Annotated in this window: 26 protein-coding genes; 5 read left to right on the top strand and 21 right to left on the bottom strand. The window is 57.2% G+C overall.

Translation table 11 applies throughout. The annotated features are described in order from the left end of the window. Positions 1-16: 16 nt before the first annotated feature. A complete protein-coding gene (locus ACZ5RG_RS02745; protein ID WP_298601345.1) occupies positions 17-1,000 on the top strand; it encodes a Bug family tripartite tricarboxylate transporter substrate binding protein in 984 nt (327 codons plus the stop codon). Between the two features lie 72 nt (positions 1,001-1,072). On the opposite strand, the gene ACZ5RG_RS02740 is transcribed toward ACZ5RG_RS02745, so the two are convergent. From ACZ5RG_RS02740 to ACZ5RG_RS02730, 3 genes are all read right to left on the bottom strand, one after another. Continuing rightward, positions 1,073-1,663, bottom strand: coding sequence for a DUF3501 family protein (locus ACZ5RG_RS02740; RefSeq protein WP_298601348.1), 591 nt, complete (start codon positions 1,661-1,663; stop codon positions 1,073-1,075). Positions 1,664-1,674: 11 nt separating this feature from the next. After that, positions 1,675-3,024 (bottom strand): (Fe-S)-binding protein, encoded by a 1,350-nt coding sequence (locus ACZ5RG_RS02735; RefSeq protein WP_312259592.1) that lies wholly within the window; start codon positions 3,022-3,024, stop codon positions 1,675-1,677. A gap of 112 nt (positions 3,025-3,136) precedes the next feature. Beyond that, positions 3,137-3,559, bottom strand: a complete 423-nt coding sequence (locus ACZ5RG_RS02730) for a rubrerythrin family protein (RefSeq protein ID WP_019431318.1) — start codon at positions 3,557-3,559, stop codon at positions 3,137-3,139. A gap of 254 nt (positions 3,560-3,813) precedes the next feature. Here ACZ5RG_RS02730 and ACZ5RG_RS02725 point away from each other — a divergent pair, with 254 nt between their 5' ends. Further along, complete coding sequence (locus ACZ5RG_RS02725; protein WP_464447721.1) at positions 3,814-6,846, top strand: valine--tRNA ligase; 3,033 nt, start codon at positions 3,814-3,816, stop codon at positions 6,844-6,846. 25 nt (positions 6,847-6,871) lie between these two features. Continuing rightward, positions 6,872-7,756: a UTP--glucose-1-phosphate uridylyltransferase GalU gene (gene galU / locus ACZ5RG_RS02720; protein ID WP_312259594.1), complete on the top strand. Its 885-nt coding sequence runs from the start codon at positions 6,872-6,874 to the stop codon at positions 7,754-7,756. Here galU and ACZ5RG_RS02715 read toward each other — a convergent pair whose 3' ends face one another. From ACZ5RG_RS02715 to cysM, 3 genes are read right to left on the bottom strand one after another with little or no spacing between them, the layout of a single operon-like run. Then, entirely contained in the window at positions 7,757-7,984 is a 228-nt protein-coding gene (locus ACZ5RG_RS02715; protein ID WP_315234808.1) for a sulfurtransferase TusA family protein, read from the bottom strand. Beyond that, positions 7,984-8,541 (bottom strand): NUDIX hydrolase, encoded by a 558-nt coding sequence (locus ACZ5RG_RS02710; RefSeq protein ID WP_019431314.1) that lies wholly within the window; start codon positions 8,539-8,541, stop codon positions 7,984-7,986. Before ACZ5RG_RS02710 ends, ACZ5RG_RS02715 begins: the two co-directional genes overlap by 1 nt. Positions 8,542-8,555: 14 nt before the next feature. Next, positions 8,556-9,458 carry a cysteine synthase CysM gene (gene cysM / locus ACZ5RG_RS02705; protein ID WP_298600695.1) on the bottom strand — a complete coding sequence of 301 codons (903 nt, stop codon included), beginning with the start codon at positions 9,456-9,458 and terminating at the stop codon, positions 8,556-8,558. A gap of 489 nt (positions 9,459-9,947) precedes the next feature. On the opposite strand from cysM, the gene ACZ5RG_RS02700 reads away from it, so the two are divergent. After that, positions 9,948-11,225 carry an O-antigen ligase family protein gene (locus ACZ5RG_RS02700; protein WP_464447720.1) on the top strand — a complete coding sequence of 426 codons (1,278 nt, stop codon included), beginning with the start codon at positions 9,948-9,950 and terminating at the stop codon, positions 11,223-11,225. Between the two features lie 204 nt (positions 11,226-11,429). Here ACZ5RG_RS02700 and ACZ5RG_RS02695 read toward each other — a convergent pair whose 3' ends face one another. The 13 genes from ACZ5RG_RS02695 to ACZ5RG_RS02635 form a co-directional block, all read right to left on the bottom strand. Continuing rightward, the gene (locus tag ACZ5RG_RS02695) at positions 11,430-12,272 is read right to left on the bottom strand and encodes a GSU2403 family nucleotidyltransferase fold protein (protein ID WP_464447719.1); all 843 of its coding nucleotides are present in this window, start codon (positions 12,270-12,272) and stop codon (positions 11,430-11,432) included. Between the two features lie 132 nt (positions 12,273-12,404). Continuing rightward, positions 12,405-13,175, bottom strand: coding sequence for a YdcF family protein (locus ACZ5RG_RS02690; RefSeq protein ID WP_464447718.1), 771 nt, complete (start codon positions 13,173-13,175; stop codon positions 12,405-12,407). Positions 13,176-13,416: 241 nt separating this feature from the next. After that, positions 13,417-13,893, bottom strand: a complete 477-nt coding sequence (locus ACZ5RG_RS02685; protein ID WP_464447717.1) for a WbuC family cupin fold metalloprotein — start codon at positions 13,891-13,893, stop codon at positions 13,417-13,419. A gap of 12 nt (positions 13,894-13,905) precedes the next feature. Next, the gene (locus ACZ5RG_RS02680) at positions 13,906-14,475 is read right to left on the bottom strand and encodes a hypothetical protein (protein ID WP_464447716.1); all 570 of its coding nucleotides are present in this window, start codon (positions 14,473-14,475) and stop codon (positions 13,906-13,908) included. 58 nt (positions 14,476-14,533) lie between these two features. Beyond that, positions 14,534-15,190: a hypothetical protein gene (locus ACZ5RG_RS02675; RefSeq protein ID WP_464447715.1), complete on the bottom strand. Its 657-nt coding sequence runs from the start codon at positions 15,188-15,190 to the stop codon at positions 14,534-14,536. Then, positions 15,124-15,387, bottom strand: coding sequence for a Wzz/FepE/Etk N-terminal domain-containing protein (locus ACZ5RG_RS02670; RefSeq protein WP_464447714.1), 264 nt, complete (start codon positions 15,385-15,387; stop codon positions 15,124-15,126). The genes ACZ5RG_RS02675 and ACZ5RG_RS02670 overlap by 67 nt, the downstream gene beginning before the upstream one ends. 17 nt (positions 15,388-15,404) lie before the next feature. After that, positions 15,405-15,953: a dTDP-4-dehydrorhamnose 3,5-epimerase gene (rfbC, locus tag ACZ5RG_RS02665; RefSeq protein WP_464447713.1), complete on the bottom strand. Its 549-nt coding sequence runs from the start codon at positions 15,951-15,953 to the stop codon at positions 15,405-15,407. A 124-nt stretch (positions 15,954-16,077) separates the two neighbouring features. After that, positions 16,078-16,950 carry a glucose-1-phosphate thymidylyltransferase RfbA gene (gene rfbA / locus ACZ5RG_RS02660; RefSeq protein WP_464447712.1) on the bottom strand — a complete coding sequence of 291 codons (873 nt, stop codon included), beginning with the start codon at positions 16,948-16,950 and terminating at the stop codon, positions 16,078-16,080. A 268-nt stretch (positions 16,951-17,218) separates the two neighbouring features. After that, on the bottom strand, positions 17,219-17,941 hold the full coding sequence (gene uppS, locus ACZ5RG_RS02655) for a polyprenyl diphosphate synthase (protein ID WP_464447711.1): 723 nt from the start codon (positions 17,939-17,941) through the stop codon (positions 17,219-17,221). Positions 17,942-18,432: 491 nt separating this feature from the next. Next, a complete protein-coding gene (nusG, locus tag ACZ5RG_RS02650) occupies positions 18,433-18,984 on the bottom strand; it encodes a transcription termination/antitermination protein NusG (protein ID WP_298599974.1) in 552 nt (183 codons plus the stop codon). A 199-nt stretch (positions 18,985-19,183) separates the two neighbouring features. Next, on the bottom strand, positions 19,184-19,483 hold the full coding sequence (locus tag ACZ5RG_RS02645; RefSeq protein ID WP_464447710.1) for an H-NS histone family protein: 300 nt from the start codon (positions 19,481-19,483) through the stop codon (positions 19,184-19,186). 585 nt (positions 19,484-20,068) lie between these two features. Then, positions 20,069-20,353 carry a GIY-YIG nuclease family protein gene (locus ACZ5RG_RS02640; protein ID WP_464447709.1) on the bottom strand — a complete coding sequence of 95 codons (285 nt, stop codon included), beginning with the start codon at positions 20,351-20,353 and terminating at the stop codon, positions 20,069-20,071. Between the two features lie 456 nt (positions 20,354-20,809). Continuing rightward, on the bottom strand, positions 20,810-22,114 hold the full coding sequence (locus tag ACZ5RG_RS02635; protein ID WP_298599968.1) for a hemolysin family protein: 1,305 nt from the start codon (positions 22,112-22,114) through the stop codon (positions 20,810-20,812). A gap of 440 nt (positions 22,115-22,554) precedes the next feature. Between ACZ5RG_RS02635 and ACZ5RG_RS02630 the strand changes: the two genes are divergently transcribed. After that, positions 22,555-23,382, top strand: coding sequence for a symmetrical bis(5'-nucleosyl)-tetraphosphatase (locus ACZ5RG_RS02630; RefSeq protein WP_464447708.1), 828 nt, complete (start codon positions 22,555-22,557; stop codon positions 23,380-23,382). Positions 23,383-23,479: 97 nt separating this feature from the next. Here ACZ5RG_RS02630 and ACZ5RG_RS02625 read toward each other — a convergent pair whose 3' ends face one another. Together ACZ5RG_RS02625 and ACZ5RG_RS02620 are read right to left on the bottom strand one after the other, a co-directional pair. Continuing rightward, positions 23,480-24,118 (bottom strand): Smr/MutS family protein, encoded by a 639-nt coding sequence (locus ACZ5RG_RS02625; protein WP_298599964.1) that lies wholly within the window; start codon positions 24,116-24,118, stop codon positions 23,480-23,482. 92 nt (positions 24,119-24,210) lie between these two features. After that, a complete protein-coding gene (locus tag ACZ5RG_RS02620; RefSeq protein WP_298599962.1) occupies positions 24,211-24,615 on the bottom strand; it encodes a group II truncated hemoglobin in 405 nt (134 codons plus the stop codon). Between the last annotated feature and the right edge of the window lie 18 nt (positions 24,616-24,633).

The raw sequence follows: 24,633 nt of genomic DNA, 5'->3' as shown, positions 1-24,633 counted from the left end.
AAAAAGAGAGACAAACATGAACACACCTCGCACCTTGAGTCGAAAAATCACCCGCCTGCTGGCCTTGGCCAGCCTGTGCGCGCCCATGGCCCTGATGGCGCAAGCCTTCCCCAGCAAGCCGATCACGCTGGTGGTGCCTGTGCCACCCGGCGGCTTGGTCGACACATCGGCCCGCCTGATCTCGGAGCCGCTGGGCCGCCTGATCGGCCAATCCGTCGTGGTGGAAAACAAAGGTGGTGCCAGCGGCAACCTGGCTTACCAGCAAGTGGCCCGCAGCGCCAAAGACGGCCACACCTTGCTGGTGTCGTATTCGGGCTACCACGTCGCCAACCCGATCTTGATGAACAAGCTGCCCTGGGAGCTGAAAGACCTGACCCCGGTGGGCCTGATCACGGTGGCGACCAACGTGGTGGCCGTGCACCCATCGGTGCCGGTCAGCAACATGAAGGAGTTCATCGCCTACGCCAAACAGAATGCCGGCAAGCTGAACTACGCCTCGCAGGGCAATGGCTCGGTTTCGCACATCGGCACCGAAATCTTCAAGCAGCAAACCGGGGTGGACCTGGTGCATGTGCCCTACAAAGGCTCAGGCCAGGCCATTGCCGACGTGCTGTCGGGACAAGTGCAGGTGTTCATGACCACGCCGCCTTCGGTGATGCAGCACATTCAGGCCGGCAAGCTCAAGGCCTTGGCCGTCACGGGCAAAAAGCGCCACGCGGGCATGCCCCAAGTGCCCACCATGGCCGAAGCCGGTTACCCCAACTTTGACCTCGAATCGTGGGTGGCCCTGTACGCCCCAGCGGGCACACCGGCCAGCACGGTGAACCAACTGGCCGACGCCGTCAAACGCAGCCTGGATCTGCCCGAGAGCAAGCAACGCGCCGACGCGGCAGGCATTGAGGTGCGTTTTGTAGCCCCGACCGAAATGACCAAGCTGCTCGACCGCGACATCGCCGACTGGACCCAAGCCATCAAGTCCGCGAACATCAAACTCGACTGATCGCCCAACGTCAAAAAGCCGGGGCGGGCCTTGTGGCCTGCTCCGGCTTTTTTGTCATCCGAGCCGTGTGCGTTACTTCAAGTCACCCGCCAAGCTGGCCAAAGTGTCGGGAAAGATTTCGACATGCGAGGGGTAATGCGTGTGGTCGCAACCCAGCTTGACACCCGCACCAGCCTTGACGGCAGCGCACATGACCGGTGTCAACTCAAAGCGCACAAAGTGCACGGCCGAGGTTTTCTCGTCGGTCTCGCGGTCCAGGTCTTCGTCGGCAATGGCATACACGCGCGTGTGGCCTTCGACCTCGACAAACAGGCGATCTTCCACGCCGATCAGCTTGGCCAACTCGCGCTTACGTTCGTGGATGTCGGTGTACTCGATCATCATGGTGGCCTTCCAGTTGCTGCCATCCGGCACCAAGGGGGCATAGGCCTCGATCTCTTGCAGGATGCCTTCTTCTTCAAAGACTTTTTCGATGCGCAGCATCTCCTGGATCTGATAACGAATGGTGGTTTCGCTCTCAAACTGCACGTTGATGTGCTCGCCCAGCTGCACACTGCGCAGCTTGCGGTGGGCGATAACCTCGGGCTTATGGACCTTGCGCCATTTGGTATAGGCCTCCAGCGACATCAGGGTCTCGGGCGTGATTTTTCCGGTCAGTTGCATGGCGGTTTTCCTTATTTGAGGCCGTAGGCTTTGCGCACCAGGGTCAGGGGGTGGTTCAGTTCGGGGGCACCCAGGCCGTTGACCTCAAAGCCCTGGGCTATGTGATGGCCGCCCAGCGGGCAGTCGGAGCTGATGAAGTCGGGCTTGGAGCCGTCTTTCATAGTGGCCATGGCTTTGAACACCGGTTTGCCGATCTTCATTGCCATGTCGTGTGAGCCTTTTTTCACACCATAGGTGCCAGCGTGGCCCGAGCAGCGTTCGATGGTGTTGATCTCGGTGTCCGGGATCATCTTGAGCATTTCTTCGGTCTTTTTGCCAATGTTCTGCACCCGGCCGTGACAAGGAATCTGGTAGCTCACATTGCCCAGCTTTTGCGGAAACTCGGTTTTCAGCAAGCCATCGCGCTTGCGGGCCATGAAATATTCAAACGGGTCCCACACCGCATCTTTGACCAACTGCGTGTCGGCGCAATCGGGAAACATCAGCGGGATCTCTTGCTTGAACATCAGGGCGCAGCTGGGCACTGCCGCCAAGATGGCAAAGCCGTCTTTGGCGTATTTGGCCAGCACCGGGATGTTGGCTTCTTTCGAGGCCTTGACCGAGTCCAGATCGCCCAATTCCAGCTTGGGCATGCCGCAGCACTTTTCCTTCTCGACCAAGACATAGGGAATGTCGTTGTGGTCCAGAATTTTCAGCAAATCGTGGCCAATGCCCGGCTCGTTGTAGTTGATGTAGCAGGTGGCATAAATGGCCACTTTGCCTGGCGTCTTGTCGCCGTCGATCACCTTGACCGATTGGGCATCGGGTGCACTGGAGCGGAATTTTTGGGTCGCCAGTGAGGGCAGCCACGCGTTTTTGTCCACACCCGCCACGCTTTCCATCACGCTGCGGGCGGCGGCGGTTTGGTTGATGGCATTGACCGCCTGCACCACGATGGGAATACCGGCAAACGAGCCATGCACATCGGTGGAGGCCAACAGCTTCTCGGCCATGCCCACTTCCCCTTTTTGGAACTTGATGGCCTTGGCCCGCAGCATGGTGTGCGGGAAGTCCAGGTTCCAGGCGTGCGGTGGGGTGTAGGGGCACTTGGTCATGTAGCACAGGTCGCACATGTAGCACTGGTCCACCACTTTCCAATAATCCTTTTTGTCCACCCCATCGACTTCCAGGGTGCTGCTCTCGTCGACCAAGTCAAACAAGGTCGGAAACGCGTTGCACAAGCTCACACAACGGCGGCAACCGTGGCAGATGTCAAAGATGCGCTCCAACTCATCCAGGCACTTGTCTTCGTTGTAGAAGTCCGGGTTTTGCCAGTCCAGAGCGTGCCTTGTGGGGGCTTCGAGGTTGCCTTCTTTGGCCATGCTGTGCTCCTTCGGTTTTGGTTTTGGAGGTTTTTCTGAGGGCTTTGCCGCCCAAACCCTGAGAAAAACCCGCTGCGCTTTGGCACGCAGCGGGGCGACCGAAACCAGCGAATCAATCGACCAGTTCGTTCAGGGCTTTTTGATAGCGGTTGGCATGTGAACGCTCGGCCTTGGCCAGTGTTTCAAACCAGTCGGCCACTTCATCAAAGCCTTCTTCGCGGGCGGTCTTGGCCATGCCCGGGTACATGTCGGTGTACTCATGGGTTTCGCCAGCCACGGCCGAGGCCAGGTTTTGGCGGGTCGAGCCAATGGGCAGTCCGGTGGCCGGGTCGCCAGATTGCTCCAGAAACTCCAAGTGACCGTGGGCGTGGCCTGTCTCGCCTTCGGCGGTGGAACGGAACAGGGCTGCCACGTCGTTCTGGCCTTCAATGTCAGCCTTGTTCGCGAAGTACAAATAGCGACGATTGGCCTGCGATTCGCCTGCGAAGGCGTCTTTCAGGCACTGCTCCGTGCGCGAGCCTTTGAGTGCTGCCATGGAAATCTCCTTGATGGGTTTTGAACCTTGAATGCCCTGGCATGATCGCCAGAGAATCACAGGTTACCCCCAGACCGCTGACTCTGCCCAATAAATTGATTCAATGGCATGAATTTAGCGGGCCTATGGGGTTAGCCAGGGTGCGCCCGACCACAGGAGCCCGGGTGGGCTAGGTAAAATCACCCTTTTGGACTTTGATCGTCCTGCGCGGCATCTGCTGAGGTGCCGTTTTTCTTTTTAAGAAGCCCCCAGCCATGAGCAACGCGCCTGCCACTCCCGTGAACCAAACCGGCCTTGAGAGCCTGTCCAAATCGTTTGAACCCGCTGCACTCGAAGCCCATTGGGGCCCCGAATGGGAAAAACGTGGCTACGGTGTGGCCGGTTTCCGGGGCACGCAAACGGCCAAAGACGGCGCACCCGCCTTTGCCATCCAGCTGCCACCGCCCAACGTGACCGGCACGCTGCACATGGGCCACGCCTTCAACCAGACCATCATGGACTCGTTGACCCGCTACCACCGCATGTCGGGCCACAACACCGCTTGGATTCCGGGCACCGACCACGCCGGCATTGCCACCCAAATCGTGGTGGAGCGCCAGCTGCAAGCCCAAGGCATCAGCCGCCACGACATGGGGCCAACACCTGCCGAAGCACGCAAGAACTTTGTGAGCAAAGTGTGGGAGTGGAAAGATGAATCGGGCAGCACCATCACCCGCCAGATGCGCCGCATGGGCGACAGCGTGGACTGGAGCCGCGAGTACTTCACGATGGACCCCAAACTGTCCAAAACCGTGACCGAAACCTTTGTGCAGCTCTATGAGCAAGGCCTGATCTACCGTGGCAAACGCCTGGTCAACTGGGATCCGGTGCTGCAAAGCGCGGTGTCTGATCTGGAAGTGGAAAGCGCCGAAGAAGACGGCTCGATGTGGCACATCCGCTACGACCTGGCCGATGGCTCTGGCAGCCTCACCGTGGCCACCACCCGACCCGAAACCCTGCTGGGCGACGTGGCCGTGATGGTGCACCCCGAAGACGAGCGCTACCAACATCTCATCGGCAAGCAAGTCAACCTGCCTTTGTGCGGTCGCACCATCCCGGTGATTGCCGACGACTACGTGGACAAGGCCTTTGGTACCGGCGTGGTCAAGGTCACGCCCGCGCATGACACCAACGACTACCAAGTCGGCCAGCGCCACAAGCTGGACATGATCTGCGTGCTCAACCTCGACGCGACGATCAACGACAACGCCCCCGAAAAATACCGAGGCCTGGACCGCTTTGTGGCCCGCAAAGCCGTGGTGGCCGATCTGGAAACCGCAGGCCATTTGGTCGAGGTCAAAAAGCACAAACTCATGGTGCCCCGCTGCGCCCGCACCGGCCAAGTGATCGAGCCCATGCTGACCGACCAGTGGTTCGTGGCCATGAACCAGGTCGGCAAAGGCGACGCCACCGGCAAGAGCATCGCGCAAAAGGCGATTGATGCCGTGCAATCGGGCGAAGTGAAATTCGTGCCCGAGAACTGGGTCAACACCTACAACCAGTGGATGAACAACATCACCGACTGGTGCATCAGCCGCCAACTCTGGTGGGGCCACCAGATCCCAGCTTGGTACGACGAAGACGGCAAGGTGTACGTGGCGCGTAACGAAGCCGAGGCGCAAGCCAAAGCTCCGGGCAAGACCCTCAAGCGCGACGAAGACGTGCTCGACACCTGGTATTCCAGCGCACTGGTCCCATTCAGCACACTAGGTTGGAGCAATGAAGAAAGAACCAACAACGCAGCTGACGAGCGTGCCGGACTCGGACGCAGCGACATTGCGAGCGAAGCGAGTATGAGCAAGACCGGTTCCGGCACGCTCGCCAGCGGAACAAACGTCAACGCACAAGCCAACAACAGCCAAAGCGATTACGACCTCTACCTCCCCAGCAGCGTGCTGGTCACCGGCTACGACATCATCTTCTTCTGGGTCGCCCGGATGATCATGATGACCACCCACTTCACAGGCAAAGTGCCCTTCAAACACGTCTACATCCACGGCCTGGTGCTTGATGCGCAGGGCAAAAAGATGAGCAAGTCCGAAGGCAACGTGCTCGACCCGGTCGACTTGATCGACGGCATCACGCTCGAACCCCTGCTCGACAAACGCACCCAAGGCCTGCGCAAACCCGAGACCGCGCCCAAAGTGCGCAAGCAAACCGAAAAAGAATTCCCCGAAGGCATCCCGGCCTACGGTGCCGACGCCCTGCGCTTCACCTTTGCGGCACTGGCCTCATTGGGCCGCAGCATCAACTTTGACTCCAAGCGTTGCGAGGGTTACCGCAACTTCTGCAACAAACTGTGGAACGCCACCCGCTTTGTGCTGATGAACTGTGAAGGCCAAGACTGCGGCCTGAAAGAACACACCAAAGTCGAATGCGAAGTGGGCGGCCCGGTGCACGGCTACCTGGCCTTCAGCCAAGCCGACCGCTGGATCAGCTCGCAACTGCAACGCGTAGAAGCCGACGTGGCCAAAGGCTTTGCAGAGTACCGCCTGGACAACGTGGCCAACACGATTTACGACTTTGTCTGGAACGAGTTTTGCGACTGGTACCTCGAAATCGCCAAGGTACAGATGAACACCGGCGACGATGCGCAAAAACGCGCCACGCGCCGCACCTTGATCCGCACGCTCGAAACCATCATGCGTTTGGCCCACCCGATCATCCCGTTCATCACCGAAGAACTTTGGCAAAAAGTGTCGGTGGTGGCAGGCCGTCCGGGCGAATCGGTCAGCATCGCGGCCTACCCCGTCAGCCAGCCCGAGCGCATCGACGCTCAAGCCGAAGCGCATGTGGCCAAGCTCAAGACCTTGGTGGACGCCTGCCGCAATCTGCGCGGCGAGATGAGTGTGTCCCCCGCCACCCGCATGCCCCTGTACGTGCTGGGCGACACCAGCTTCATGCAAAGCGCAGCGCCTGTACTGCAAGCGCTGGCCAAGCTCAGTGAAGTCAAGGTCTTCACCGACGAAGCCGAGTGGGCAGCCGCTGCACAAGCTGCGCCCGTGGCCGTGGTGGGCGAAGCCCGCTTGTGCCTGTTCATCGAAGTGGATGCGGCCGCAGAAAAAATTCGCCTGACCAAGGAAGCCGCTCGCCTGGAAGGTGAAATCACCAAAGCCAACGCCAAGCTGAGCAATGAAGCCTTTGTGGCCAAGGCACCCCCTGCCGTGATCGACGAAGCCAAGAAACGCGTGGCCGACTTCACAGCCACAGTCGAAAAAATCCACCAACAACTGCAACGTCTGGGCTGATCGCCTGCACAACAAGGACAACACCATGAGCCACAACATGATTCGCAAAGCCGTATTCCCGGTAGCCGGTTTGGGCACGCGCTTTTTGCCCGCTACCAAAGCCGCCCCCAAGGAAATGCTGCCGGTGGTCGACAAACCCTTGATCCAGTACGCCGTAGAAGAAGCCTACAGCGCGGGCGTGCGCCACATGATCTTTGTCACGGGCCGCAGCAAGCGGGCCATCGAAGACCACTTCGACACCGCCTACGAACTCGAGAGCGAACTCGAAGCCGCCCACAAAGACGAACTGCTGGCCTTGGTGCGCTCGGTGCAGCCCGACGACATGGTTTGCGCCTATGTGCGCCAACCGCGCTCGCTGGGCCTGGGCCATGCGGTGCTGTGCGCCGAAGCCATGGTGGGCAACGAGCCCTTTGCGGTGCTGCTGGCCGATGACCTGATGGTGGGCTTGCAAGGCGGGCCGTCGGTGCTGAGCCAAATGGTGGCGGCGCACACGCAGCAAGGCCGCTCAATTTTGGCGGTGCAGGAAGTGCCGCTGGAACACGTCAAACGCTATGGCATCGTGGCGGGCGAATCGGCAGGCAAGCAACTGATGCGTGTCGAAAAAATTGTGGAAAAGCCCACCCCCGACAAAGCCCCTTCGCGCATGGGCGTGGCGGGCCGCTACATCCTCACGCCCGGTATTTTTGAAGAAATCCGCAACCAGCCCACGGGTGTGGGTGGCGAGATTCAGCTGACCGATGCCATCGCTCGCTTGATGCAACGCGAAGCGGTCTATGCCTTCCAGTACGAAGGCAAACGCTACGACTGCGGCAGCAAAGAAGGTTTTCTAGAGGCCACAGTTGAACTGGCCTTGCAGCACCCGCAAGTGGGTGCATCGTTCCGCGAATACCTCAAAGGCCTGAGCCTCTGATCAGCGACGTTTGAGCGCAAACACAAACGCCGTCGCGGTCTTTTCCTGCATCAGCAAATCGTTGCCGGTCTGCCGCGCAAACGCCTCAAAATCGCGCCAGGCCCCAGGGTCGGTCGCGATCACCTTGAGCACCTGGCCGCTGGTCATGTCATTCAAGGCTTTCTTGGCCTTCAAGATGGGCAATGGGCAGTTCAGGCCGCTGGTGTCAATTTCTTTGTCGATGTGCATCATGTGTCCTGATTCGCTTCCTGACTTTGCGCAGCACGCTCTTCCCATGTCATGAAGGTGGGCTCGATGCCGATGGTGCGCAACCAATCCCCCAAGGCATAACCGGTCCCCGCAGGCCAGCAAATCAGGTCCTTGAAGTCAAACATCTTGTACTCGGCCAACTCGGGCGACAAACGCACATCGCCCTCGGCCACTGCGTGGTAAGCGATGATCACCTGGTTCATGCGCTGAAAGTCATACGCGCCAATCAACTTGAGCGCCGAAACCTTCAAATTGGTCTCCTCGGCGATCTCACGCGTGATGCCTTCTTCGGGCGTCTCACCTGCCTCCATAAAGCCGGTGATCAATGCAAACCGACGCCCCGGCCAGGCGGCATTGCGGGCCAGCAAAATCTGATCGCCCACTTGCACAATGCCCGCCAAAACCGGCGTGGGGTTGTTCCAGTGGGTAAAGTCGCACGCCGTGCAACGCAGACGCAAGGTCTCGCCGCCGTCTTCCATTTGCGAAATCCAAGCCAAGGGCGTGGCGCACTGCGGGCAAAAACGAAATTCAGCCATGGTGCATCCTGGGTTCAGGCGGGAAACACGCCCGTAGACAAATAGCGATCACCGCGATCGCACACGATGAACACGATGGTGGCGTTTTGCGCCGTCTTGGCCACTTGCTGCGCAACCCAGCAGGCACCGGCGGCCGAGATGCCGGCAAAAATGCCTTCGGTGCGGGCCATTTGACGGCAAGTTTCCTCAGCATCGCCCTGGCTCACATAAACCAACTCGTCCACCTGGGTGGGGTCGTAAATCTTGGGCAGATACTCTTCGGGCCATTTGCGAATGCCCGGAATGCGCGAGCCCTCGCTGGGCTGGGCACCAATGATGCGGATCGCAGGGTTCTTTTCTTTCAAAAACCGCGACACCCCCGTGATGGTGCCGGTGGTGCCCATGGCGCTCACAAAGTGGGTGATCTTGCCACCGGTCTGCTCCCAGATTTCGGGGCCGGTGGTCTCGTAATGGATGCGCGGGTTATCGGCGTTGGCGAACTGGTCGAGGATGCGACCCTTGCCCTGCGCGGCCATGTTGTCGGCCAGGTCGCGGGCGTATTCCATGCCGCCGCTTTTGGGCGTGAGTATCAACTCGGCACCAAACGCCTTCATGGTCTGTGCCCGCTCGATCGACAAGTCCTCCGGCATGATCAAAATCATGCGGTAACCCCTGATGGCTGCGGCCATGGCCAACGCGATACCCGTGTTGCCCGATGTCGCTTCAATCAGTGTGTCACCGGGCTTGATCTCACCGCGCTCTTCAGCCCGGCGGATCATCGACAAAGCAGGCCGGTCCTTGACTGAGCCCGCAGGGTTGTTGCCCTCCAGCTTGCCCAAAATCACATTGCTTCGCGCCGCCCTGTCGGCAGCCCCCAAACGCTGCAAAGCCACCAGCGGTGTCTTGCCAATCGCATCTTCAATGGTCGGATAAATCATGACCATACTTTGCCATAACTTGAATGCCCCAGTTCAACACCCCCAACCCCAACTTGTCACCCCCGAACCCCCAACTTGTCACCCTCGCCCCTCAACTTGTCACCCTCGCCCCTCAACTTGTCACCCCCGACTCGATCGGGGGTCCATGCCTGCTACCTTCGACCACCATGGATACCCGCATGCGCGGGTATGACAAACATTTGTCACCCCCGACTCCTACACTTGTCACCCCGAACCCTCAACTTGTCACCCCATCCCCTCAACTTGTCACCCCCGACTCGATCGGGGGTCCATGCCTTGTCTGCCTTCGTTCATCCTGGACAATAATCGGAATTTAGTTCAAATTAATTACTTTATTCATGAGCAGAGGCTCGCTACAACTAAAGACCAATGCAACAATCAATCCTCCTGCTCTGCGGGCGAATGCCTTTTAAAATTCTATTGCTCTGTACTGCTGCACGTCATTAATCAAACTCACGCCCTCGAAACATGTACGCAGCACTCCAGCATCGCGCCAATCAATCAGCACAAATCTTTCTGGTGGGCATTTTCTTTTGCTTCCCGATTTCCCTAGCCGCCACCAACATCCTGATGGCGCTCATGCTCGTCACATGGCTGCTAGCCGGTCAATTCAAAGCCCGGTGGCACAGCGTCAAAAGCAACCCCATCACCCTACCAGCGCTCTTGCTTTATGGACTAGTCATTGCGGGCACAACTTACAGCACGGCCAGCGGTGCCGAGATGCTGCAACACCTGAACAAATACAGCAAATTCCTGTTTGTTCTGCTTGCCATCACTTTGCTGCAAGACCCCGCATGGCGTCAGCGTTGCTGGCGAGCTTTCGGTGTGGCGATGCTTTTCACCCTGGTTTCGGTCTACGCCAACATCTGGTTTGACCTGCCTTGGTCGGTCACGCACAACCAAGGCTGGGGTGTGGACCACACCGTCTTCAAAGACTACATCGCGCAGGGCATCATGATGTCGCTGTTTGTCTTGTTTTGCATTCATCAATTCCTGCGAGTCTCCACACCTCTACAACGGATTTTGTGGGGCGCATTGGCACTGCTGGCGCTGGTCAGCATCACGCACCTCGCTGCAGGCCGCACGGCCTATTTGGCCTTGTTCCTCAGCCTATTAATTTACGGCATCACCCGAATCACCAGCCGCAAAAAATGGCTGTTCATGGGCCTGGCTGGTGTCCTGGTCGCATTGCTGGTCAGCTCATCGGCCACGTTGTCAAACCGCGTGCAATTGGTGGTTACAGAGACACAAGCTTTTTTGTCAGGCCCCAAGGACGGGTCGGTACAGCACATGAAGACATCCACCGGAGCACGCCTGGCCATGTGGCAACTGTCTGCCGAGCAAATCAACCAGCGGCCACTCATCGGATCGGGCACGGGTTCTTACCGCCACATCGCCAAGCAAGCCTTTCCTGACTCCGCGCTGTGTAGCATTGCCTGCGTGCACCCTCACAACCAATTTTTGTTTTTTGGGGTCGAATACGGCTTGCTGGGAATTGCCGCATATTTGTTTTACTTTTATCGCCCCTACCGCTTTGCCAGTGCCTTAGGCACACCTCACAAAGCATTGCTGTTGGGCTTTTTGGGTATCTTTTTTGTCGACAGCATGGTTCATGGTGCACTATGGCTTGCCGTAGAAAGCCATTTCTTCACATTCATGATGGCGCTTTTCATGGCGACTGCTACTGCGTCCAAACCAACAGCGACACAGTCGCCACAAGCGGCCTGCTCCATGCCCTGCGGCTGAACGGTGGCTCACCCTCCCTGTGGCCGAATGTGTGCAGTGGTTCCAGCCCTCATTCGCGAGCAGGGGCTCGCTCCCACAAACACAGCAAACCAAGACCTCAATAAGAGCCCGAAAACGACAAAAGAGCCGTAAGGCTCTTTTGTACGCAAACAATTGGGATCTAACGCCGATTCATTTCAATTGCGCCATCGCCAGTGCGACGGCTTAAATATCAAGCAAAGGGCACAATTTGCGAGCATCCCCATGCAGTGAGGTCAGTGTGGTTTCGAACGACAGATGCGGCATTTCAGCCTGAACAAGCTTGGCTACAGCTTGTGCCTGTTCTAGGTCACGTGGCTTTTTTATGGGCTCCCGCTCAGGAAGCCCCGAAAGCCAAACTTTATGCATGGCAAAAGCGCGCGGGTCTGGCACCCGCATGGGTACCGGCCAGCCGTCCTCATCGATCGCGACCGCATCGAGCTTGGGCAAGTTCAACAACCACTGAAGCCCCGGCACTTCGGTTGCCACCAAATCTGACTCAGCGAAGGTGATGTTTTCTGAGTCCTGCATGCCACGAGGTGCAACCACCAAATCCACCATGAACTGGCCCGCATTTGCAGCGCGATAGCCATTTTCACGAACACATTCAAACGTCTTATCGGCTTTTTTCAGCAAACCCAGCAAGCCTTCTCCATCCAATTTATCCGACACGACCGTCATTTTTTGCCTCGCATCGTAGCGCAAGTCGACATCCCCAGAGGCCAATAATTCCAACACAAAGTGCGCGCCACCCGCCGCTTCGTAGGCGTACAACGCCTGAGTTCCAATCACCGTAAAACTGTCATGAAGACCCGCGCGATCGAGTTCACGTAACACCCGAGCCACGACGCGCGGAACGCGATTCAAACGCAAGGCCTTGTTCAACCTGGCCTGCTCTTGTATTTTTTCCGTGATCAATTTCAGGCGCTCTTGTGCCGCAACTCGCCCCTCAGAAAACGCGGCCAACAGCGCCTCTGTTTCCGGCCAATAGCCTTCACGCGAAGTTTTGCCGGAAACAACCAAATGCATTCGCGAGTAGGGGCTCGCTCCCACGTCATTCGCAACCCCCGCCCCCCCGCATTCGTCACCCCCAACTCTTGTATTCGTCACCCCCAACTCCTGTATTCGTCACCCCCGACTCGATCGGGGGTCCATGTCTGCTCACCGCGTCACCCGATAACCCCCCAACCCCAACCACTCATGCAAAGCCGTTTGCCACAGCAGCAAACTGCGCGCCAATGAATACTCAGCCCACAGCGTGGCATCGCCTGTTCTGAAGTCCACCGGATACGGCGTCACCTGACACCCCACCGCCTCAAACTCGGGCACAGACCGGGGCATGTGCCAGGCCGAAGTCACCAACAGCCAAGGCTCTTGGCAACGTTTGCCCAGCAACGCGGCCACCTGTAGAGCGTTTTCTCGGGTGGTGCGCGAGCCGCTTTCCAGAATGACTCGGCGCATGTCCACGCCCTGCTGCACATAAAAAGCCTTGGCCAATTCGGCCTCGCTCACGCCCTTAGCCAGCAAGCGCCCCTCACCGCCAGAAAAAACCAATTGCAATTGAGAATGCTGCCGCATCAGCCCCACCGGCACAGACATGCGCTCAGCCGCTTGGCCCAAAGGCACCTGGCCATGCGCCATATAAATGCCAGGGTGCTCAGTGGCACCGCCCAGCACGATCACACCGACATGACGACCGACAGCCTCTGGCGTCGGCACAGGGTATCGGTTTTCCAGCGGGCGCAGCAGCGCATGCGGCAAAGCCTCGAAACCCAAGAGCCCCAACACCACCAAACCGCTCCACAGCATGCGAACAGCAGCCCGCCGCCAACGCGCGGCACCACTCAGCAAGCCCAGCGCCACAAACCACCACACAGCCAGCCAAAACATGGGCTGCGTGATGGCCGACATCAACTGGGAAAAAACAAACATCTGGACCATTTCAAAGCGCTTAAACGACGAAAGAGCCTTTCGGCTCTTTTGTCGTCATTCTCCCCCTGCACCCGTCACCCCCGACTCGATCGGGGGTCCATGTCTGCCGCCTTCGACCACCATGGATACCCGCATTCGCAGGCATAACAAAAAAGGCCGTGGGTATAAAAAAAAGGGATCCGGGCACAACAAACATTTTTTAAGCCACTCCACGTTTACCGCCCACACTCAACAGAGTTACCTAAACCAATGTGCGCAAATGCTGCAGATAAGTTGCCGCCGCAGCCGTGCCGGCAACAGGCGCCCAAGAGGCCATGTCTTTTGGCTGTGATGGATCGAATGGCCCAGCCTTTATCTCTAGCAAAACAGCCCCAGGAACCAGTGCAACGACGGTGTGCCAAGTACTCGATGAAACCTCTACCGCTGCAGTCACATCGGCGCCATAGGCCTCTGAGCCAAAACGCTGCACAAAAGTGATCTGCCCCACATCATCAAAAGTAATCAGCGCCATCAGCCCACGTACAGCCATTAACAACTCTTCACGCGGTACAGATGCATGTCTGTGCGGCTGAATATAGCTGTCAGGTTCAATGGCGTTGAACAACCGTTGGCACGCATCTAGGTAGCTAGTGTGGATATTTCGGTGCTGCCGCAAACGTCCAGAGACCTTCGCGTCTTGCACCAGCCCATCCAGATAAAGCGCATCGAATATTTTCATCAGAAATCTTTATCAAGCACTCAAGGCCGTCACGATTTGCCGCACTGCTTGCTCAGACGAAAACTGTCGGTTAAACAATTGAACGCACCGCCCACTCATCTGTGTATCTACTTCCACTGCATCTAGCAAAGCCAGTGAGCGCGATTCCAATTCGTCCAATTGGTAAGATTCACACACTTGGCCCACACGCTCAGTACGAATCAACTCAGCCAAATCGTTGCCTGCATTTACGTTAGCCAGTACAGGTATCACGCCAACACGTTTGGTGATGTCTTCGGCCACGCCAAACAGGAATGCTGGCATGCCTGCAAACAGGATGGGGGTGAGCATTTCTTTCACGTCTGGGGGTGTTTTGGCCCAAGCCACGATGAGGCCCAACACGATGGGCACACCGCCTACGCGGGGGGTGGGCGCGGTATGGAACTTTTGTACGCCGTCGGTGAAGTCCATGGTCAGGGCACCGTGCCAGCGCTTGGTAATGACCAGAAGAACGCACAGCAGGAATGTGCTGACAAGGCCCCAGGCTGCGGCGTGCAAAGTGGGGGATTGGAAGACGCCTTGGAGGGCGTTGAGGGGGTTCATGGGTTTAAGTCATGAATACCCGCGTTCGCGGGTATGACAGTTATGTGAAGGATGACAGTTACTGGGCTTTACCCAAAGCTTTGCGCCAAGATGCTTGCAGGGCGTTGATCTTTTGGGCTGACTCTTCGTTTTGGCTCGCGCTGCGCAGGGCTTGGCAGATGAAGACGAACAAAAGCAGGGCAAAGCCTGCAGCCAATGCGGAGATGATGGCGACGAGGCTGCGTTTGGGGGTGGCGTGTTTGGTGGGAAGCGTGGCTTCTTGGACCAAGGCGCTGGCGTCAAGTCCTTGGAGTTGTCGTTCAATTTCAATTTGAGCGTTTTGGCTTTCTTTCACCACACCGATCATTTGGGCATAGCCTTGCGCCACTTCTGATGCACCAGTACTGCCTGCAGTATCGAGCTTGCGGCCCAAAAGTTGGGCGGTTTGGGTCGCTTCTTTTTCGCGAACTTGCGCTTGGATCAATTGCTTTTGCAGGCGCAACTTTTCACTGTCGCGAGGCTGGCTTTGGGTATAGGTTTGTTGCAACACGGCTTGGGCCAGGGCTTGGGCGGCTTGGGGTGTGTTGGCTTGTGCCGTCAAAGTCAGAAGCTTGTCTTTGACGTTGATGTTCGCTTTGACTTGCTCTTTGAGCTTTGCGCGGGCATCGTCTATCGGTATTTGAGGGGTATAGCCCAAACTGTTGGCAATCGGGTCGAGCACGGCGGCGCTGAGCATGATGCTGGCAGTGATGGGTCGGCCTTGAGGATGGCGGTGCTTTCGTAGGTTTTGGGCCAGAAAGATGCAGCAGCCAGGGCCAGCAGGCCGGCCACGATGGGGCCGATGACGAGCAGGCGCAGGTTGTCGACGATGGTTTGCAACAGGTCGAGCAAGCTGATTTCGTCATCTTCGGAGAAATGGGGGGCGTCGGTCATTTTTATTGGGATAACGGTTAGAAAAGTTCTGCTTCGGCCAATGGTTTGGCCGCTTGGTCTTTGGCAGACAGCTGCGGTTGCAAGCCCGGGGGCCAGGTGATGCCGATGGCAGGGTCGTTCCAGGCGATGCAGCGTTCGTGCTGGGGGGCGTAGTAGTCGGTTGTTTTGTACAAAAAGTCTGCGCTGTCTGACAAGACCACAAAGCCATGCGCAAAGCCGGGGGGCACCCAGACTTGTTTGTGGTTGTCTTCGGTCAGCTCGATCCCGGCCCATTGGCCAAAAGTGGGGGAGTTTTGGCGGATGTCGACCGCCACATCAAACACCGCGCCGCGCACCACGCGCACCAGTTTGCCTTGGGGTTGCTGCAGTTGGTAGTGCAGGCCACGCAGCACGCCTTGGGCGCTGCGGCTGTGGTTGTCTTGCACAAATTGCACGTCCAGGCCCGTGGCTTGGTTGAAGTCTTGCTGGTTGAAGCTTTCAAAGAAGAAACCCCGCGCATCGCCAAAGACCTTGGGCTCGAGGATGAGCAGATCGGGGATGTGGGTGGGGGTGACGGTGTAGGGCATTAGAGAAAATGGTCATGCCCGACTTGATCGGGCATCCATGGTTTTAAAGGCATAGATACCCGCATTCGCGGGTATGACAGGAAGAGGCGGGTATGACTGGGAGAGGCGAGTATGACGGTAAAAATTATTTGAGCAGGCTCAGCAAATATTGCCCATAGCCGTTTTTGGCCAGGGGCTGGGCCAGCTTTTGCAGGCTCTCAGCGCTGATCCACTTTTGGTGGAAGGCGATTTCTTCGGGGCAGGCGACCATGAGGCCTTGGCGTTTTTGCAAGGTGGCGATGAAGCCAGCAGCATCCAGCAAGCTGTCATGGGTTCCGGTGTCGAGCCACGCGTAGCCACGGCCCATGATTTCGACATTCAACTGGTTTTGCGCCAAATAGCGTTTGTTGATGTCGGTGATTTCAAGTTCACCCCGAGCAGAGGGCTGGATATCTGCAGCGATGCCGCAGACTTGGCTGTCGTAAAAGTACAGGCCCGTGACGGCGTAGTTGCTTTTGGGGGCCTTGGGCTTTTCTTCGATGCTGAGAGCCCGTTGCTGGTCGTCAAAGTCGACCACGCCGTAGCGCTCTGGGTCTTGCACATGGTAGGCAAACACGCTGGCACCAGTGCTGCGCTGGTTGGCGTTGTTGAGCAACCCCACCAGGTCGTGACCATAAAAGAGGTTGTCACCCAACACGAGGGCACTGGGTTCGTTGCCCACAAAGTCTTTACCGATGATGAAGGCTTGAGCCAAGCCATCGGGGCTGGGTTGCACCGCATATTGGATGTTCATGCCCCATTGGCTACCGTCACCCAACAGGTCGGCAAAGCGCGGGGTGTCTTGCTGTGTGCTGATGAGCAGCACATCTTTGATGCCCGCCAGCATGAGCGTGGTCAGCGGGTAATAGACCATGGGCTTGTCGTACACCGGCATGAGCTGCTTGCTGACAGCTTGCGTCACGGGGTACAGGCGAGTGCCGGAACCGCCAGCGAGGATGATGCCTTTGCGATGGGTCATGGTGGGTATGTTGAGGGGGGCAGGCAGGCTACCGCAGTCCGGCAAGGTGTTTTGCAGACTTTGTCCTGTGCAATTGGCTTGAGCTTAGGCGCAGTTACTGACGCGAAGCTTGGCAAATTGGGGGTTTTAGACAGCCTTCGATTGTATTCTTAAGAACAATAGAGACTCGCTGGAAAATACTCAAAAAGAATGTATTGATGGAAAATTTTCGGGGACTTCAGGCGTTTTTTAACGGGTTAACCCGTAGCAGTCCTGACCCGTACCGGCTTCAAAGCGGTGCAGACGAGCCGAAGCGGCGGTCACGGTTGGCGAACCAAGCGATGGCTTCTTTCAGACGCGCTGGCGAGAAGTCTGGCCATAGGTCGTCTGTGAAAAACATTTCGGCGTAGGCGGCTTGCCACAGCATGAAGTTGCTGATGCGCGATTCGCCGCCTGTGCGGATGAGCAAATCGACTTCGGGGGCGTAGGCCGTGCTGAGGTAAGGGGCCAAGGTGTCTTCGGTCATGGCTTGCAGGTTTTGACCGGGGTGGGCTTGCTGCCAGGCTTGGGCGGCTTGAACCATGTCCCATCTGCCGCCGTAGTTGGCGCAGACCGTGAGGGTGATGCGGGTGTTATCGGCGGTTTGCTGCTCAGCACGATCAATGAGGTCTTGCAATGCGGGCGCAAAACGACTTTTGTCGCCCACCACTTTGAGGCGAACACCGCTGTCGTTCATGCTGTTGACTTCTTTTTGCAAGTAAGACATGAACAGGCCCATGAGGCTGGAGACCTCTTCTTCAGGGCGTTTCCAGTTTTCGGTACTGAAGGCGAACAGGCTCAAGTGGTCCACTCCCATTTCGGCGCAGATTTTGACGATATCGCGCACTTGCTTGGCCCCAGCAGCATGCCCAAGAGCAGCAGGCATAAAGCGCCTTTTGGCCCAGCGGCGGTTGCCATCCATGATGATGGCGATGTGCTGCGGAAGGGGGTTGTGCAAAGCGGAGTTGGTCAAAGCGTGGGACGGATTTGGACGATTGCAGATTTTATAGGCATAAGCCCAGCCATTGGCGAAATGGTTAGCAGGTTCGACAACTCTGCTTTGTCACGCCCGACTTGATCGGGGAAACAGTGGCCAAGTACAACAACTCTACTTTGTCAGCCCCAACTTGATCGGGGGATGATAACTACGTAAAACAACTCTGCTTTGTCACGCCCGACTTGATCGGGGGTCTATGTCTTCGGCTGCCATGGATACCCGCATTCGCGGGTATGACAGTTAGGTGCGGTATGACAGTTAGGTGCGGTTTGACAGTTTGGTGCGGTATGACAGTTAGGAGCGGTATGACAGTTGGGAACGTTTATGAAAATGAGCGCACGATCCAAACAACACCGCTGTCATTCCCGCGTAGGCGGGAATCCATGCAAAACCGCCGTCATTCCCGCGCAGGCGGGAATCCATGCAAAACCGCCGTCATTCCCGCGCAGGCGGGAATCCATGACCTGTCAGGTGTTGACTTCGACCTGGTGGTGCTCAAGTTGGACGACCGTGGGTCGGCCCAAAATTTCCAGCAAGACAGCGACGCGTTTGCTGGAGACGCTTTGAATCAGGCCTTCGACGCCGCCAAGGGCGGTGTGTTTGAGGCGCACAGTTTGGCCGGCTTTGAGGTTGCTGAGCTCTTGCAGAGTGGCATGGTGACGGTCTTGTTCGAGTTGACGAATGCGTTGCACGAGGTCGTCTTGAAGCATGGCAGGCTCAAAGCCGAAACGCACGATGGTGGCGATGCCTTTGGTGCTGCGCACCGCCGAGATGCTTTGCTCGGGTTTGCTGGGCCTGAACAGGATGTAGCGCGGGAACATGGGTTCAAACAACGCGACCGGCCCTTGTTCTGTTTTTTTGAACTTTTTGTAGAGTGGCAAATAGGCCTCAAAGGCTTGCTGCTCAAGGTTGACTTGGGCGATTTGCTCTTGGCGGGGTTTGGTGTAGGCGAGATACCAACGATCGGATGGCGGGGCGTCGCCAAACAGCGTGTCTGGGGTGAGCGGGTTCTGGGTCATTGGTGTTTTCTGACTGTCTGTAATTTGAATTTTGAGTATCGGAACACTCTACCCCGAATGAATGCGATAAAAAAACAAAGCCCCGCATGTGCGGGGCTTTTGTGCATAAACCAGCAAGAACAGCGATTGAACCAATCGAGGGGCTGATTCGCCTGCTTATATGGCCAGCCGATAACTGGTCAGCAGCTTGTCTTGGGTATCAGGCAATGACAAATGGGGTGCGGTCTTTGCCGTCGATCCATTTAGGGGCTTTGCCACGGCCTGTCCAGGTTTGGCCTGTTGCAGGGTCGCGGTATTTTGCGGCGACTTTGCTGACGGTTTTGGCTGCACCCGATTTGGTAGTACGGCCAGGAAAGACGTCTTGAACGGTCAGACCGAATTCAGCCACCAGTTCGCGCACCTTGGCAACGGCGCTGGAGATTTCGCTTTGGCGAGCTTGGGCAATGGCTTGCTCCAAGGCTTCACGTTGAGCCAGTAATTCTTTGTAGCTTGCAGTCATGGTACATCCTGATTTAAGTATAAGAGTTGTGAATATACACCAAAGATCGTGTTGGTAATATTGAATTTAGATATACACACATTTCTTTAATTTCATGGACATGCTTGCCTGAATTTTCAATGTGGTCATTGTTTTGAGTTGATGGTTAATTTCATTTTTTATGAGTGACATGAGCAATAAATCACTTTTGTTGTGCGCTGCGCTTGGCGGGCATGGATACCCGGTCAAGCCGGGTATGACGAATTAAGAGCCAAGCATGAAAAACTAAGCGCCGGGTATGACGAATTAAAAGTCGGGTATGACACATCAAGGGGTGAGCATGACAAACGAAGTGCCGGTCTAAAGCCTCTCTTTTGTCACCCCCGACTGGATCGGGGGTCCATGCCTTCTGATGTTATGGATACCCGGTCAAGCCGGGTATGACGAATTAAAAGTCGGGTATGACACATCAAGGGGTGAGCATGACAAACGAAGTGCCGGTCTAAAGCCTCTCTTTTGTCACCCCCGACTGGATCGGGGGTCTACTTCTTTTTGTTCGTCACCCTCGACATGATCGGCGGTCTAGGCTGTTCACTTGGTTATTAATTACAAAATGGATTCATAAAGATCGACCCAATGGGCATTTTCTTTTTCGATCAGGGCAATCTTCCATTCGCGCTTCCAGTGTTTCAAGCGTTTTTCGTAAGCGATCGCTTCTTGAACGCTGTCGGTTTGATCAAACCAAACCAGATTAGTCACACCATAACGCTCAGTGAATCCATCGACGGTATGTTGCTTGTGTTCATGAGTCCGGCGAATCAAATCATTCGTGACACCCACATACAAAGTGCCATTTTTTTGACTTGCAAGAATGTAAACAAAATAAGCCATGCCTCAGCGTATTTTAAATTTGAGCGATACACAAGAGATGGATACCCGGTCAAGCCGGGTATGACACATTAAGCGCCGGGTATGACATACAAACAACCGACTATGACAAACGAAGCGCCGAGATGATGCCCCGCTTTTGTCACCCCCGACCTGATCGGGGGTCCATGCCTTCGGCTGTTATGGATACCCGGTCAAGCCGGGTATGACAAATTACGTGCCGGGCATGACAAATTAATGACCGGGTATGACATATAAACAACCGACTATGACAAACGAAGCGCCGAGATGATGCCCCGCTTTTGTCACCCCCGACCTGATCGGGGGTCCATGCCTTCGGCTGTTATGGATACCCGGTCAAGCCGGGTATGACAAATTACGTGCCGGGTATGACAAATCAAGAGCAAGGGATGACTTATCAAAAGGTGTCAACCTCTGGCAGGACGGGTCAGCGACAACTTATGAAGCGAGGGACTCGGGTTTTTGTGAGGCGGCTATTTTGTCGATTCGGCGGCCGTCGAGGGTGACGACTTCAAAGCGCCAGTCGGCCAGTTCGATGACCTGTCCTTGGCTGGGCAGTTGGCCCAGGGCGTACATGAGCAGGCCGGCAAGGGTGTTGTAGCGGTTTTTGTCTTCCGCCGGCAGTTCTTTGATGTCCAGGCGAGCTTTGAGTTCGTTGACGGGCATGATGCCGTCGAGCAGCCAGCTGCCGTCTTCGTTTTGGGTGGCCCAGGCGTCGGTTTGGGTGTCGGGCTTGAGCTCTCCCGTGATGGCTTCTAGCAAGTCAAGCGGGGTGAGCAGGCCTTGCACTTCGCCGTATTCGTCGACCACAAAGAGCATTCGACTCGATTGGTCGCGCATTTGTTCGAGCAGCTCCATGCCGGTCAGGGTTTCGGGCACAAAGTGGGCGGTTTGGGCATGGTTTTCGAGCGGGCGTTCGTCCCCATGCGGCAGCGCCAGCAGGTGTGAGAGGCTGATGACGCCAATGATGTGGCCCAACCCGTCGCGGCAAACGGGATACCAGGAGTGGTTGCCTTCATCGCGCATTTGGTTGATGCGGTCCATGGCTTGTTGCGGTGTGAGGCTGGCTTCGAGCCACTGGATGTCGCTGCGCGGCGTCATCATGGAGGTGAGCGCACGGTCATCGAGGTGGAACACGTTGCGCACCATTTGGTGTTCGTGTTCTTCGATGAGTCCGGCATCCACGCCTTCGACCAGGCTGGCCGTGATTTCTTCTTCGGTCACGGCGCGACTGCCTTTGCTGTCGATGCGCATGAGTTTGAGCATGCCTTGCGTGGACAGCGAGAGCAATTTGACAAAGGGGCCAGCTGCTTTGGCCAGCCAAGCCATGGGCCGCGCCACCAAGCGGGCCACGGCTTCGGGGTAAAGCTGGCCGATGCGCTTGGGCACCAGTTCGCCAAAGATGATGGTGGTGAAGGTGATGAGGGTCACGACAATGGCGGTGGCCGTGATGGCAGCGACCGGTTCAGTCAGGCCCCACTGCACGAGGTTGAGGGCCAGGCCGGCACTGAATGCGGCCTCACCCACGATGCCGTTGAGTACCCCGATAGAGGTGATGCCCACTTGTACGGTGGACAAAAACTGGGTGGGTTCTTCGAGCAGTTTGAGGGCAGCGTGTGCGCCTTTGTCACCCGCCTCCTCCATGGCAGCCAGGCGGGCCTTGCGGCTGGAGGCTAAAGCCAGTTCTGACATGGCAAACACCCCGTTGAGCAGGGTGAGGAAAGCGATCAATAAAAAATCCATAACCGCCATTGTGCCAAGAGTGGCGAAGGCCATTTGTGGCTCCGACTGGATCGGGGGTCTGTGGCTTCGGCTGTTGTGGATACCCGCATTCGCGGGCATGACAAATATCTCGTCACCCCCGACTGGATCGGGGGTCTATGGCTTCGGCTGTTGTGGATACCCGCATTCGCGGGCATGACAAATATCTCGTCACCCCCGACTGGATCGGGGGTCTGTGGCTTCGGCTGTTGTGGATACCCGCATTCGCGGGCATGACAAATATCTCGTCACCCCCGACCTGATCGGGGGTCTGTGGCTTCGGCTGTTGTGGATACCCGCATTCGCGGGCATGACATGTGGGCGGGTATGACAGTGACTTGTGTCACCCCCGACTCGATCGGGGGTCCATGTCCGCTAACTGTATGGCGAATGATTTGGGACAATCCACCAAAGAGGTACTTATGTCAGTTTATTGGGTAGGTGATGTTCAGGGCTGTGATGCGCCTTTGGGGCGGTTGCTGGACGAGATTGATTTCTCGCCAAGCCGTGATGCCTTGTATGTTTTGGGCGATCTGGTGAACCGAGGACCTGCGTCGGCCCAGGTGTTGCGGCGCTTGATGGCGATGGGCAGCTCGGTGCAATGTGTTCTGGGCAACCACGACTTGCATTTGTTGGCCGTGGCCGCTGGGGCTGGGCGGCTCAAGCCGATGGACACGCTGGAGGGTATCTTGCAGGCAGACGACCGCCCTGCCCTGCTGGACTGGCTGCGCCACCAACGCCTTGCCATTTGGGAGCACGACGTGCTGATGGTGCACGCAGGGGTTTTGCCGACATGGACAGTAGCGCAAACATTGGCTTTGGCGGGCGAGGTCGAGTCGGTTTTGCGTGGGCCTGATTTGAGCGATTTTTTGCACCAGATGTATGGCAACGAGCCTGCGGCTTGGCGCGATGACTTGGTGGGCGTGGCACGTTTGCGGGTGGTCGTGAACGCACTGACACGGCTGCGCTTTTGCTCGGCCGATGGTGTGATGGAGTTCGCGGCCAAAGAAGGGGCCAATGCGGCGCCCGCAGGCTTTATGCCTTGGTTTGACGTGCCCGGCAGGCAAACGGCCCATGTCACGGTGGCCTTTGGGCATTGGTCGACCTTGGGCCAATTGCAGCGCAGCGATGTGTGGGCGCTGGACACCGGTTGCGTGTGGGGCGGCTGCCTGAGCGCGATGCGACTCGGTGCTAACGGGCAGACTGAGTTGATTCAGGTGAAGTGCGAACAGGCGCAAAAGCCAGGGTGAATGAACAGGAACGAACAAATGGCGACTGACAAATGGGGTCTAACCCCAATTCTTCACTGTCATTGCTGCGCGGGCGGAAATGACGATCGTGCCGCAGTCAGCCACCTGGTTTGAGCAACACCAGCAAGGCACCCGCACCACCTTCTGCGGGTTTGGCCTGAACAAAGGCCATGACCTGGTTCTTTTGAATCAGCCAGCTGTGCACCTTGGGCTTGAGGACCGAGGTTTTGCCGGGCGAGCCCAGACCTTTGCCATGCACCACGCGCAGGCAACGCAAACCTTGACGGTGGGCAATGCGGATGAATTCGGCCAATGCCACGCGGGCTTCGTCGCTGCGCAGGCCGTGCAAATCAATCTCACGCTGAATGGACCAGCCACCTTTGCGCAACTTTTGGGTCACGTCGATGCCGATGCCAGGACGCCGAAAGCTCAAGGCATCGTCGGTGTCGAGCAAGGTACTGACGTCAAAACCGTCACTCAAGGCATCGCGCAAAACGGCGGCTTCGTCCTTTTGCCGCTGAGTCGCCACAGGGGCTGGCGCTGGCGGGCTGATGCTGGCTTGGTCATGCAAGGGCATGCGCTGGACCACCCCGACTGCACGCGCAAACAGGTTGGCCTCGGCTTCGCGCTGACGCGCTGCGGCAATGCGAGCGGCCTCTTCAGCTTGGGCTTTTTGGTGGGCCTCAGCCAGCGTTTTCTGGACTTTTTTGAGGTCTTGCAGGGAGTTGATTTTCACCCGCTGATCGTGCCACAAAAGGATGTTGTTTGACGGGCGTCGTGCCCTTTCACACCTCCGGCCGCAGGGGCGGCTTTCAATATCAACCTGCTTCAAACGCCTCGGTTGCGCATCCAGTCAGCGGTTTTGAAGAAGCTGGCGTTCAGGCGTTCGCGCAGCACGGGATCGACCTGGGTTTCCTGCATGGCTTGGTCCATGCAGGCGAGCCATTGGTCGCGCTCAAGAACGCCAATCGAAAACGGCATGTGGCGCATGCGCAGGCGCGGGTGACCAAAGCGTTCGGTGTAATGCTCTGGGCCGCCAAGCCAGCCGCACAAGAACCAGAACAATTTGTCTCGCGCGTCTTGCAAGGTACTGCCGTGGGCGGCACGCAGTTCTTTGTAGCCGGGCTCGAGGTCCATCAGGTCGTAAAAGCGGTCGACCAAGGCCCGAACTGGGGGCTCTCCGCCAATCCACTCGAATGGGGTGTCGAACGGGGGTTTGTCTTCAATTTGCATGGTTTGTATTTTGCCGGA

The organism is Limnohabitans sp. TEGF005, from assembly GCF_055394835.1.
Note: the sequence above shows the minus strand (reverse complement) of the source record. Positions and strands in the feature narration are given on the sequence as shown.